Source organism: Synechococcus sp. Cruz-7E5, assembly GCF_024345995.1.
Taxonomy (GTDB): domain Bacteria; phylum Cyanobacteriota; class Cyanobacteriia; order PCC-6307; family Cyanobiaceae; genus Regnicoccus_A.
Window position 1 is genome coordinate 359,265 of sequence record NZ_JAGQCE010000001.1, and the last position, 11,461, is coordinate 370,725.

Here is an 11,461-nt window from a genome sequence, read left to right on the forward strand (position 1 = left end):
GCTAGAACCGTCCTTACACGTGACATTTTCTCATGTTTCCTCCCCTGCCCTGCTTTGGTGGTTCAGGCTGCGACCCCGAAACCAGCCGCCGTCAGCATCAGGAGCGCAAGATGCGCATGCTCACCTACTGGCGGGACGGGGTCGAGCGGCAACTGGCGGCGGTGAATGCCGCGATCAGCACGCTGGAGAAACAGATCGCCCGCGATGCATCCCCGGATCAGGGCTGAAGCTCAGGCTCTCCCCTTCCATCCGTTGCCTCAAGGTATCCAGCGCTCGAGCGAGCAAGCGATGCACCGTCATCGGGCTCACCTGCATCTTGCGGGCCGTGCCCCTGAGGCTCTGGCCCGCAAGCACCACCTCCTGGACGGCGGTGCGTTGGCGCAGCTCCAACTGGGCCAGCAGCGCCATGATCCGATCACCAGCGTCCCCTTCCCCGGGACCTTCCTCCGTTTCAGGCTCGGTGGCGGCGATCCGCTCCTCCTCCCCGTCCAGGCTGGTGAGTTTTCCCAGCTGGCGAAGTTGCTCGAAGCGCTGCCACTGGGCCTCACTCAAGCCCAGCAGCCGCCTCAGGCTGGAGTTGGCCAGGGGCTCCGTGCGGCGGCTGCCTTCGGCGCTTCCGCCGGCCTGGTTCTGCTGCAGCCGGCGCAGGCGGTCCTCCAGCTCCCGCTGTCGCCGGGGGAGCCTGATCACAGGCGCCTGATCACGTAGGTAGTGCAGGATCGCCCCGCGGATGTGATGGCGGGCAAAGGCCTCGAACGGGGTGCCCTGATCGCTCTGGAACAACTCGGCTGCCCTGAGCAGGCCCAGCAGGCCCACCTGAGTGAGATCGTCGCGGCCCTCGCGGCACAGGGAGCTGTAGTGATGGGCGATCGGTCGCACCAGTTCCAGGTGCCTGGCCACTCGGTCGTTGCGCTGGCGCAGACGCCGGCTCAAGCCAGAGCGGCTGGGGCGGGATTGAACAAGGGATGCGCTGGTCATCGGAATCGAGAAAGGTGGATGTAGTTGGAGTTGGAGCCAGATCAAGGAGCCACGACCTCGGGTCGCTGCCCCTTTCCAGATACGGACCAGCCAGCAGGTCTCGGCAACCGTGAAACCACGGAATGGCCCGTTCGGTGGGTTCATGCCGTGTTGATCCGATCCGTCCCGAGCCGATTCGCTCGAGCAAGCTTTCGATCGCAGGTCTCAGCCTCTCGCCGCCGCCGCCTGGAGCAGGGCCCAGGGGCCCTCACGTTGCAACCAGGCCAGATCTGAGCCTTCACTCAGCAGCAGGTAGCCGGCAAACCCCAGAGCATTGACGCTGAAGCCCGCCACATGCTCCCGTTCCCGCCGCACCGTCAGGAACCAGTGGTCACTGAACATCAGGTTGTAAGGATGGCGAGGTCTGGGGTCGCAGGCGGGTTCGCCCAGACCGAGGGCCAGGGCATGGGCGTGGTAGGTGGCAGCCAGAGCTTGGGCTCCTTCGCCGGGCCTGCGGGGGCTGAGTCTGTAGGCCCAGGGCCAGGGTCCATCCGCTCCGGCCAACTGGGCTCGCAGCAGCCCATCCAGTGGGCAGGCCACCTGGTCGCCGTGGCGCGGCAGCAGCTGGAGGTGGCGGTGGGGCTGGCTTGCCCCGGCCTCGGCACAGCTGTTGAAGAACCAGAGCCCGCCGGTGTCGGCATCGACCTTGGCGACCGCTGCCCAGTCGCCGTCCTCGAGCCAGCCTGACTGGGGCTCATAGGCCTGGGTGATCAGCAGGACATGGCCCGCCTGGACGGGGTACTTGTTCAGCAGCACCAGATGGCTGTGTCCCAGCAGGCGCACCTGCAGCGGCGAATCCCAGGGGCGGAAAGGATTGGGCTTGGGACCCTGAGCCCGCAGGTGCTTCGGGGTGGCGGAGAGCAGGCGGCGCAGCTGAAAAGGTTCCCAGCCCTGGGGGGGGATCAGCTCCGTCTCCAGCGGAACGAGACTGCCGCTCTTGAGAGCATGACGGCCACGCTCGAGCGCCTCGACCCAGATGCTCTCAGTTCGCTCCACCGATCTGCAATCGTGCCAGGGACGCCCCCTGGTAGTAGTGACCAAGGATCTGGTTGTAGCGCTGGCCCTGAATGGCCAGTTGCTGGGCACCCTCCTGGCTCATGCTTGCTCCCAGATGTCCATGGGCCTCCAGGGTGATCTGGGAATTGGCCGCGTAGAGGCTCTCAACGATGCCCCCCTGGTAACTGAGGATGAGGCCATTGGTGCGCTCGGTGGCCTCCCTGGTGCGGGCCGTGACCGACTCCAGCCCCCGGTAGGCCTGCCAGCGGGTCGTGTCCCCCAGATGCCAGTAGCGGTTGGCGGGCCGGGCCAGATGGGCCAGGGCGTAGGAGCGGGCCGCCACCGCCTGGGCCTTGAGCGCCTCCATCGACCAGGAACTGGGCATTTCTGCCCCCACCACCGAGGCGATGTAGCGCTCCAGCGGCAGGTGGTTGATCGGGGTGATGCCGCTTCCCTCCCGCAGCAGGCGCAGGCGGCCCTCATAGGGCAGACCATTGACCAGCAAGGCCTGGCCGCCGGCGCTCTCCAACCAGAGATCAGCGCTGCCCTGGCTGCTCCAGTCCACAGATTCACCGGGACCGCCGCGGAGCAGCACCCGGCCATCGCCGTCCAGCAGCTGCCAGGGGCCCCTGGCAGAAAGTGTGGGCCGACCGGCCTGGCGCAGCAGGGCCACCCGCGCCTCCAGGGGAACGGGGCGCCCAGCGGCCGGCTCCGCCAGGGCCAGGTCTCCGCTGGGGGCCATGCCGGAAGAGGGAGGGGGGATGGCCGCGTCGGCGCGGCGCGCCTGGATCTCCTCCAGCTGCCGCGCCTCTGACTGACGGTCGGGGTCGTCGGCAGCCGTGGCCGGCAACAGAGCCTCCATAACCTTGGCGTCGAGGCTGGAGCGGGGCTCGGTGAACGCCTGCTGGGCCAGGAAGCCAAGGCCCAGCGCCACCACGCTCAGAGGCGCGGTCACGAGAACACGGTTCAGCCCTGGCCGGGCAGACAGCAGCTCCAGTCCTCGGCTTCTCCAGCCTCGACACCAGCGCTCAAGCGGCCATCCCACAGCAGTTGACCCGAACCCGACAGGCGGATCATGCCTGAAGACAGCCGTTCGCACACCATTCCGCCGCCCTGGGGGGATGGTTGCCAGCCAACCACCCGCTCGCGGCGCAGCTGATCACACCACCACGGGGCCACCAGGGCATGGGCGGATCCAGTGACCGGATCTTCGCTTATGCCGAGGCCCGGTGCCAGGAAACGCAATTGGTAGTCGGCTGGAAACCCCTGCACCGTGGGGGAATGGCCGCTGGCCGCCACCGCCTGCATCAGCACCAGGCCCTGGCGCACTTCTCCGCGCAGCTCCTGAGCGAGAGAGTCCCCATCCAGGCCAGCCAGGTCCAGCTCCGGCGGCAACAGCGCCACCCAGTAGCCCAGGGCCGAACGCCAGCCGCGAACCGGCTTCACCCCCAGCAACCGATCCAGCTCAGCGGGCAGGGGCGAGGGCTCAAGGCCTGCTGAGGGGAGGACCAGCTGGGCACGGCCCGCAGCGGACTCGCTCAGGCTCACCAGCAGCGGTCCTGAGCGGCTGTGCAGGCGGATCGAGGTACCTCGCGCCAGCAGGCCCCAGTGGCCGAGAGCCAGGGCGGAGGCCAGGGTGGCGTGGCCACAGAGCGGCACTTCACAGCGCGGCGTGAACCAGCGCAGGGCCCACTCTCCCGCGGGCTCAGCCCCAGGCCCGAGGCTGCTGAGGGGCAGCAGGAACGCGGTCTCCGACTGGCGGAGCTGGCCGGCCACCGCCTGCATCCAGGCAGCCGGGGCTGGCTGCTCCAGGGCCACGACCGCGGCACCGTTGCCCTGGAGCGGTCGCTCGGCGAAAGCCGTGATCAGGACGGCGGGCAGGGTGCTGTCGCTCATCGTTCCTCAGCCTTGAGATCCCGCTCCATCAGCGCGCGCACGGCCTCATGGGGGGTGATGCGCCCCTCGATCAGGGCCACCACCTGGGCGCAGATCGGCAAGCGGGCTCCACCCCGCTCCGCCAGGGCCAGGGCGGCGACGGCCGTTGATGGGCCCTCCACCGTGGCATCGATGGCAAGGATCGCCTCCTCGGCACTGAGTCCATCCGCCAGGTGCAGACCGAAGCGATAGTTGCGGCTGAGACGACTGTTCGCTGTGGCCAGCAGATCTCCCAGCCCGGCAAGCCCATAGAGGGTGTCGGGAACTCCGCCCAGCTGCTGGCTGAGGCGGCCCATCTCCGCCAGACCCCTGGTGAGCAGGGAGGCCTTGGCGTTGGCTCCCAGGCCCAACCCATCACAGACACCGGCCGCCACGGCCATGACGTTCTTGAGAGCACCCGAGAGCTCGGTGCCGATCGGATCGGTGTTTGTGTAAAGCCGCAGTTGGTCGCTGCTGAGGCCCTGCTGCAGCGACTGGGCCAGATCAGAGTGACGTGAAGCCAGCACACTGGCCGCAGGCAGCCCCCTCTCGAGCTCGCCAGCCAGGTTGGGGCCACTCAGCACCAGGCTGGAGAGGCTGGGAATCGAGCGCTGCCAGAGCTGGGAGGCGGTGAGGTGGTACTGAAGGTTCAGGCCCTTCGTGCAACTGATCAGGGGCAACCCCGAGGGCCACCGGGGGGAGAGCCTCTGGGACAGCTCCGGCACGCCGGCCATGGCGATGGCGCAGAGGACCACGTCCTGGTCCGCCAGCAGGTCAGCGGGATCACCGCCATCGCGGCGCGACCAGCTGCTGAGCTGGTGGCCACCCTGCTGGAACACCCGGCCAAGGGCTCGGCCCCAAGCGCCTTGCCCGAAGATGCCAATGCGCAGTGCCATCTCACCATGATGGGACATTCCTCTTTCGCCCCTTTCCATGTCGATGCCAGCTCAGGGAGCTGGAGCCTCTGAAGGCGCCCAGGGGCTCTTCCACTGGCGGGGGGATGCCCTGGTGGTGGGCGGCGGCGGCATCGGCCAGGCGTTGCTCCAGGCTCTGGCGCAACGGGCCCCTGCCCTGCGGCTGTGGGCCACCAGCCGGCGGCCGTGGCCGGCGGGGAGAGTGGTGCCGCCCGAACGGGTCCTGGGCCTCGATCTCACGGACGACTCCAGCCTTGGGGCATGCGCCAGGAGGCTGCGGGAGGAGGAGGTGCAGCTGCGGCTGGTGATCAACACCGCCGGCCTGCTCCACGACGGTGACCTGCAACCGGAGAAGCGGCTGCAGCAGCTCCAGCGCAGCTCCCTGGAGCGCCTGTTCAGCGTGAATGCCTATGGCCCGGCGCTGCTGGCCCGATCCCTGGAACCCCTGCTGCCCCGCCAGGAGCCAGTGCACTTCGCCAGCCTCTCAGCCCGGGTGGGCAGCATCGGCGACAACCAGCTGGGTGGTTGGTATGGCTACCGGGCCGCGAAAGCGGCCCAGAACCAGCTGCTGCGCTGTCTGGCCCTGGAGTGGGAGCGCCGTCTGCCCCTGGCCTGCGTGAGCCTGCTGCATCCGGGCACCACCGCCACGGCGCTCTCCGAACCCTTTCGCCGTTCAGTGCCGGCGGAGCGGCTGTTCAAGCCTGAGCGGGCCGCCAACCAGCTGCTCGATGTGATCGCAGCCCAGGGGCCCGGCCACTCCGGCCGCTTCCTGGCCTGGGACGGGACGACGATTCCCTGGTGAGGCTGGGGCCTCAGGCCTGGGGGGAGGGGGAGTGGGCGAATGACTGCAGCAGCTCCAGGGGGATCAGCTCCAGGCTGGAGGCCTCAGTTGCCTCCAGCCGCACCGGCGGTGCCACGCCGTCGTCGTGGGCCTCCAGCCAGCGGGCGGCACATACACACCAGTGGTCGCCGGCTTTGAGGCCTGCAAAGCCGTAGGCGGGCCTGGGGGTGCTGAGGTCGTTGCCCTGGGAGAGGGAATAGCGCAGAAACAGATCGGTGATGACGCAACAGACCGTGTGCCGGCCGTGGTCGGAGGGATCGGTGCGGCAGTGGCCATCGCGGAACCAGCCGGTCATCGGCTCACAACCACAGACCACCAGAGGCTGCCCCAGCACATTCAGCGACAACGGGCTGGGGGCTGTCGACGATTGATCCACGCAAAATCCCAGGCATGAACCCCGAGTCTGACCAGCGGCGGGCACGAAATCCAGCGGAGAGGTTGACGGATTCGGGGGGGCAGGCGTTAAAGCTCATTGAGCTGTGGTGTTGGAAGGCCTCCTTCTGCCGCCCTTCCGCCTTGCCTTCAACACCTTCATGAGCTGGGATTACGCCGAAGACGCTGCCTTCATGGCCCTGTTTGACGCCTTCAAGGAAAGCGGTGAAACCTCCGCCATGGAATTTCTGGCCCATGGGGAGGGGGCCTTCCACTTCCAGGAACTCACCCAGAACGCCGCTGGAGAGGGCATTGATCTGAGCGACTCCAATGACCTGGAGGCCTTCCAGCAGGACGTGATCGACAGCCTTGAATCGCTCTGAGCCTCAGCCGTAGAAGAAATCGATCTCCTTGGCCTTGAGGCCCTCCCAGCCGGCGGCCTTGAGCCTGGCATCGAGGCTGGCCTGGTCCAGATGCTTGGAGCCGGTCTTCACCACCCGGTTGCGCATCGACTTGCGCACGCCGCTGCGGGCTCGCTGAGCCTCCAGCGCCATCACCTCGTTGTAGAGGCTGAGCATTTCGGCAGGGATGGGGCTTCCATCGAGATCGAGGCCGGCGGCGATCGCCGCATCGACACCATCAGGACCGGCAATGGCCATGGCAGAACAGGCAGAGACCAACTCAGCCTGCCACCGCCCCGGCAGCCCTGGAGCCGGTGGAATCAGGCGCTGAAATAGCGGGCACGGCTATGAACAGCCACCAGGGCGGTGGTGCTCTGCTCGGGATCGAGCTGGTCGCTCTCATCCATGGTCAAGCCGATACGACCGGCATCGAGCCAGGTCAGCTGCTGGCGGGAATCGGCCACGTTGGGGCAGGCCGGATAGCCAAAGGAATAGCGGCTGCCGCGGTAGCGCTGAGCCAGCACATCACGCAGGACCGACGGTTCCTCGGCCGCAAAGCCCAGCTCCCGTCTGATGCGGGCATGGGTCCACTCCGCCAGCGCCTCGGCCATCTGAACGCCCAGCCCGTGGAAATAGAGATAGTCGGTGTAGCGATCGGCGGCGAAAAGCTCCCGTGCATAGACGCTGGCCCGCTCGCCCATGGTCACCGCCTGCATCGGCAGCACATCACTGGGCCCGCCTTCACTGAGATCTCGGAAAAAATCGGCGATGCAGTAGCGATTGCCGCCCCGCTGACGCGGCAGCTCGAAGCGCCCGAGAACCCGCTTGCTGCCATCGGGGTCGAACACCACAATGGCATTGCCGTCACGGCCGCATGGGTAGTAGCCATAGGCGACGCGGGGGGTGAGCAGGACCTCCTGCCGGCAGCGCTCGATCCAGCGCTGCAAGACGGGCTCGGCTGTCTCAACCAGCATCGCCTCATAGGCCTGACGGCTCTGCTCCTGGCTCTTGCGGAGCTGCCACTGGCCGGCAAACAGGGCGTTGCGATCCAGATAGGCAAACACCTCATCGAGGGGGATCTCGCTCTCCTGAATCAGGCAACTGCCCAGGAAGGGGGGTTGCACGGCGGGCTCCTCCGGAACCACCTCGGATCGATGGCTGGTGACTTCCAGGTGGCTGGTGGCGTCAGGAGCGATGGCTGCCTCTGAAGTGGCAGCAGCCCCGTCTGCTGGGGAATCAGCAGCTGTGGCCTGATCAGGCTCGTCGATCCGTTCCGCCGCCGGCACAGGCTCGGGTTCGACCTCCTCCAAGCCGAGCCCCGCCGGAGCACCAGCGAGGAAGCCAAGGCGGTCATCCCACTGGCTGGTCTTGCGGGCCTCCGAAAGCGCATCCATGAAGCGCAGATCGGCAAAGGCATCGCGGCCATAGATCACCTGGCCGTTGTAAACCGAGCGGCAGTCCTTCTGCACGAAGCGGGGGGTAAGTGCCGCCCCACCGAGGATCACTGGAACGGTGATGCCAGCCTCATTGAAGGCCTGCAGATTGTCCTTCATGAAAGCTGTCGATTTCACCAACAGACCGCTCATCGCGATGCAGTCTGCCTGGTGAAGATGCTGGGCCTCAATGATCGCCTCTACCCCCTGCTTGATGCCAAGATTGATCACCTCATAGCCGTTGTTGGTCAGGATGATATCAACCAGGTTCTTGCCAATGTCGTGCACATCGCCCTTGACGGTGGCGATCAGGAACTTGGCCTTGGCACTGCTGACTCCATCTACCTTCTCCATATGCGGCTCAAGAAAAGCCACTGCCGCCTTCATCGTTTCGGCGCTCTGAAGCACGAAGGGGAGTTGCATCTGACCGGAGCCAAAAAGCTCCCCCACCACCTTCATGCCATCAAGCAGAAAGGTGTTGATGATCTGCAGCGGCGGGTGGCTGGCCATGGCCTCCTCAAGTGCCGGCTCTAGCCCGATGCGTTCGCCATCGATGATGTGCTGACGCAGGCGCTCCTCCACGGGCAGATCGGCCAGGCTCGGACCCGATGCCCTTGCCTCTTTCGCACTCACCCCCTCGAACAGTCCGGTGAGCACGGTGAGGGGGTCGTAGATGCAGATCGCCCCTGCCGCCTCCGATTCGAAACGGCGGCGATCGTTGATCAGATCACGGCAGACCTGCTGATGCTCCTCGGTGATCTTGGCGAGGGGAAGGATCTTGGCGGGGCTGACGATGGCGGCATCCAGGCCCGCCTCGCAGCAATCGTGCAGGAAGACGGAATTGAGCACGATCCGAGCCGCCGGAGAGAGCCCGAAGCTCACATTGCTCACTCCCAGCACCACATGAACGCCCGGCAGATGGGCGCGAATCAGGCGGATGGCCTCGATCGTGGCGACGGCATTGCGCCGGTCCTCCTCAATGCCTGTGGAGATGGGCAGAGCCAGGGGGTCGTAGAAGATTTCATGGGCTGGGATTCCATACTCAACGGCATCGCGGTAGGCCCGCTGGGCGATGCAGAACTTGCGCTCCGCTGTGCGGGCCATTCCCTCCTCATCAATGGTGCCCACCACCACCCCAGCGCCATAGCGGCGGGCCAGCTCCAGCACCTTGAAGAAGCGCTCATCGCCATCCTCGTAGTTGGTGGAATTGAGAATGCACTTGCCACCAGCCACCTTCAGGCCGGCCTCCATCTTCTGCCACTCGGTTGAATCCAGCATCAGTGGCAGATTCACATTGGTGACCAGGCGACTGACCAGATCGTGCATGTCCTTCTCGCCGTCGCGACCGACATAGTCGACGTTGACATCGAGCACATGGGCATTTTCCTTGATCTGGCCGCGAGCCAGGGCCACCAGACCGTCCCAGTCTTCGTCGTTGAGCAGATCACGCACCTTCCTGGAGCCGCTGGCATTGAGCCGTTCGCCGATGATCAGGAACGAATTGTCCTGGTGATAAGGAGTGATGCCGTAGATCGAGGCCGCCGCCGGCTCCCACTGCAGAGCAGGACGCGCCAGCCGTTGCTCCGGCAGCCGCACGGGCCGGGGGCTGGGGTGCAGATGCGCAGCCAGATCGGCCAGTGCTGCGATATGGCTGGGGGTGGTGCCGCAGCAGCCGCCGATCACCTGCACCCCCAGATCCTCGACGAAGTGAAGCAGCTGCATCCGCAGCTCCAGGGGTGTAAGCCGGTAGTGAGCCACCCCACCCACATTCTCCGGCAGTCCGGCGTTGGGAATGCAGCTGATCACAAACGGACTGTGCTCACTCAGGTAGCGGATGTGAGCCTTCATCTGCTCTGGACCGGTGGCGCAATTGAGGCCGAGCACATCGATCGGGAAGGGCTCCAGAATCGAGACGACTGCGGCGATGTCGGAGCCCACCAGCATCGTGCCTGTGGTCTCCATCGTGACCGAGACCATCAACGGCCGACGCTGGCCGGCGGCCTCAAAGGCCTCCTCCAGTCCCTGGAGCGCCGCCTTGATCTGCAGCACGTCCTGACAGGTCTCGACGATGAACAGATCGACATCACCCGCCAGCAGCCCCGCCGCCTGCTCACGGAAGGAAGCCTTCATCGTGTCGAAATCGATATGGCCCAGGGTGGGCAACTTCGTGGTGGGGCCCATGGAGCCCGCCACGAACCGAGGCTTGGCGGGGGTGCTGTAGCGATCGGCCATCTCGCGGGCCAGCTCGGCGGCCCGTTGGTTGAGGGCGAAAGCCTGATCCTCCAGCCCGTATTCCGCCAGCACGATCGAGGCCGCGCCGAAGGTGTCGGTTTCGATCACATCGCAGCCCGCCTCAAGAAACTGACGGTGCACGGCCTGCACGGCATCAGGGCGGGTGAAGACCAGGTTCTCGTTGCAGCCTTCGAGGGCGGCGCCACCGAAGTCCTCGGCGCTCAGATCCATCTGCTGCAGCGAGGTACCGGTCGCGCCATCGAACACGACCACGGGCCGATCAGGGCCGTGCAGGTGGTCCAGAAAGCCGACCCTGCCGGTTCCTGTCCTTGCCGCCGCCGCCCCGCCAACCAGTGCCGTCATCGCGTGATCGTGCCAGTGACCACTCTAGAAATCAGTCGCGCAGGCGGATGCGGGTGACCCAGTGGTCGTAGCTGGGGTCCTTGCCCATGGTGATCTGGGTGAGCCGCTCCCGCAGCAGCTCCATCACAGGGCGCTCCGTGGGCAGATCGGTGGTCTCGACCCGCCGCACAGGGGTCACCCGTGCCGCAGTGCCGCTGAGAAACACCTCGTCGGCCACGAACAGCTCGGTCTTGTCGACCGCCCGCTCGATCACAGGGATGTCGAGGGCACGGGCCAGCTCCAGGATGCTGGCTCGGGTGATGCCCTCCAGGATGTCCTGATCAACGCCCGGGGTGATCAGCACGCCCTCACGAACGATGAAGAGGTTCATGCCACTGGCCTCACTGACCTTGCCGCGGCTGTTGAGCAGCAGGGCCTCATCGAATCCGCTCTTCACCGCCTCCGTCTTGGCCAGGGAGCTGGTGATGTAAGCGCCGCTGATCTTGCCGCGCAGGGGCAGGGAGCGGTCCTCCTGGCGGGTCCAGCTGCTGACGCGGCAGCTGACTCCATCGGGGGAGAGATAGTCGCCCAGCTCGATGCCATAGATCAGGAAGTCGGTCTCGATGTCGTGCAGACGCGGCGCGATGCCGAGATCACTGGTGTAGACGAACGGCCGCAGGTAGATCGGGGTGGTCGGACGGTTGGCCTGCAGAAAGGCGTCGATGGCGCTGAGAATCGTGCTCTCTTCCAGCTCAGCCAGCAGCAGTCGAGCGCTCTGGCTCAGTCGACGGGCGTGGCGGTCGGCGCGGAACAGCAGAATTTCGCCAGGATCGGAAGGGTTGGGCAGGGCCCGCATCCCCCCGAAGGCGCCGGTGCCGTAATGCAGCGCGTGGGTGGCCACCGAGAGGGTGGCCTCGGCGAACGGAACGCATCCGCCCTGGAACCAGGCGTAGGGGAGAAATTTCTGCATGCGGAGAAGCTTGGCTAGGGGGAGGAGCG

12 protein-coding genes are annotated in these 11,461 nt (G+C 66.2%); 3 read left to right on the forward strand and 9 right to left on the reverse strand.

Annotated elements, in window-relative coordinates:
* The first annotated feature begins 32 nt into the window (after positions 1–32).
* Complete coding sequence (locus KBY77_RS01740) at positions 33–227, forward strand: sigma factor SigF (protein WP_255092686.1); 195 nt, start codon at positions 33–35, stop codon at positions 225–227.
* Here KBY77_RS01740 and KBY77_RS01745 read toward each other — a convergent pair.
* From KBY77_RS01745 to KBY77_RS01765, 5 genes are all read right to left on the reverse strand, one after another.
* Complete coding sequence (locus KBY77_RS01745) at positions 175–933, reverse strand: sigma-70 family RNA polymerase sigma factor (RefSeq protein ID WP_255101884.1); 759 nt, start codon at positions 931–933, stop codon at positions 175–177. The two genes, KBY77_RS01740 and KBY77_RS01745, sit on opposite strands and share 53 nt — an antisense overlap.
* A 249-nt stretch (positions 934–1,182) precedes the next feature.
* Positions 1,183–2,013, reverse strand: coding sequence for an ATP adenylyltransferase (locus KBY77_RS01750; protein WP_255101885.1), 831 nt, complete (start codon positions 2,011–2,013; stop codon positions 1,183–1,185).
* Entirely contained in the window at positions 2,000–2,968 is a 969-nt protein-coding gene (locus tag KBY77_RS01755; RefSeq protein WP_255101886.1) for a SpoIID/LytB domain-containing protein, read from the reverse strand. The genes KBY77_RS01750 and KBY77_RS01755 overlap by 14 nt, the downstream gene beginning before the upstream one ends.
* A gap of 11 nt (positions 2,969–2,979) precedes the next feature.
* Positions 2,980–3,909, reverse strand: coding sequence for a PhzF family phenazine biosynthesis protein (locus KBY77_RS01760; RefSeq protein ID WP_255101887.1), 930 nt, complete (start codon positions 3,907–3,909; stop codon positions 2,980–2,982).
* Positions 3,906–4,823: an NAD(P)H-dependent glycerol-3-phosphate dehydrogenase gene (locus tag KBY77_RS01765; RefSeq protein ID WP_255101888.1), complete on the reverse strand. Its 918-nt coding sequence runs from the start codon at positions 4,821–4,823 to the stop codon at positions 3,906–3,908. The genes KBY77_RS01760 and KBY77_RS01765 overlap by 4 nt, the downstream gene beginning before the upstream one ends.
* 43 nt (positions 4,824–4,866) lie before the next feature.
* Between KBY77_RS01765 and KBY77_RS01770 the strand changes: the two genes are divergently transcribed.
* Positions 4,867–5,643 carry an SDR family NAD(P)-dependent oxidoreductase gene (locus KBY77_RS01770; protein WP_255102056.1) on the forward strand — a complete coding sequence of 259 codons (777 nt, stop codon included), beginning with the start codon at positions 4,867–4,869 and terminating at the stop codon, positions 5,641–5,643.
* A 10-nt stretch (positions 5,644–5,653) separates the two neighbouring features.
* Here KBY77_RS01770 and KBY77_RS01775 read toward each other — a convergent pair whose 3' ends face one another.
* Complete coding sequence (locus KBY77_RS01775; protein WP_255101889.1) at positions 5,654–6,028, reverse strand: DUF2237 family protein; 375 nt, start codon at positions 6,026–6,028, stop codon at positions 5,654–5,656.
* Positions 6,029–6,215: 187 nt separating this feature from the next.
* Here KBY77_RS01775 and KBY77_RS01780 point away from each other — a divergent pair, with 187 nt between their 5' ends.
* A complete protein-coding gene (locus KBY77_RS01780) occupies positions 6,216–6,437 on the forward strand; it encodes a hypothetical protein (RefSeq protein WP_255102057.1) in 222 nt (73 codons plus the stop codon).
* Positions 6,438–6,440: 3 nt separating this feature from the next.
* Here the strand turns inward: KBY77_RS01780 and KBY77_RS01785 are convergent, their stop codons facing one another.
* The 3 genes from KBY77_RS01785 to KBY77_RS01795 form a co-directional block, all read right to left on the reverse strand.
* The gene (locus KBY77_RS01785) at positions 6,441–6,713 is read right to left on the reverse strand and encodes a DUF4090 family protein (RefSeq protein ID WP_255101890.1); all 273 of its coding nucleotides are present in this window, start codon (positions 6,711–6,713) and stop codon (positions 6,441–6,443) included.
* A gap of 62 nt (positions 6,714–6,775) precedes the next feature.
* The gene (gene metH, locus KBY77_RS01790) at positions 6,776–10,483 is read right to left on the reverse strand and encodes a methionine synthase (protein WP_255101891.1); all 3,708 of its coding nucleotides are present in this window, start codon (positions 10,481–10,483) and stop codon (positions 6,776–6,778) included.
* Between the two features lie 31 nt (positions 10,484–10,514).
* Entirely contained in the window at positions 10,515–11,432 is a 918-nt protein-coding gene (locus KBY77_RS01795) for a branched-chain amino acid transaminase (protein WP_094553915.1), read from the reverse strand.
* Between the last annotated feature and the right edge of the window lie 29 nt (positions 11,433–11,461).

Excerpts from the sequence above, each read along its gene's own strand:
- KBY77_RS01740 (WP_255092686.1), top strand. The coding sequence starts at position 33 with ATGTTTCCTCCCCTGCCCTGCTTTGGTGGTTCAGGCTGCGACCCCGAA.
- KBY77_RS01760 (WP_255101887.1), bottom strand. The coding sequence starts at position 3,909 with ATGAGCGACAGCACCCTGCCCGCCGTCCTGATCACGGCTTTCGCCGAG.
- KBY77_RS01765 (WP_255101888.1), bottom strand. The coding sequence starts at position 4,823 with ATGGCACTGCGCATTGGCATCTTCGGGCAAGGCGCTTGGGGCCGAGCC.
- KBY77_RS01770 (WP_255102056.1), top strand. The coding sequence starts at position 4,867 with ATGCCAGCTCAGGGAGCTGGAGCCTCTGAAGGCGCCCAGGGGCTCTTC.
- KBY77_RS01780 (WP_255102057.1), top strand. The coding sequence starts at position 6,216 with ATGAGCTGGGATTACGCCGAAGACGCTGCCTTCATGGCCCTGTTTGAC.
- KBY77_RS01785 (WP_255101890.1), bottom strand. The coding sequence starts at position 6,713 with ATGGCCATTGCCGGTCCTGATGGTGTCGATGCGGCGATCGCCGCCGGC.
- metH (WP_255101891.1), bottom strand. The coding sequence starts at position 10,483 with ATGACGGCACTGGTTGGCGGGGCGGCGGCGGCAAGGACAGGAACCGGC.
- KBY77_RS01795 (WP_094553915.1), bottom strand. The coding sequence starts at position 11,432 with ATGCAGAAATTTCTCCCCTACGCCTGGTTCCAGGGCGGATGCGTTCCG.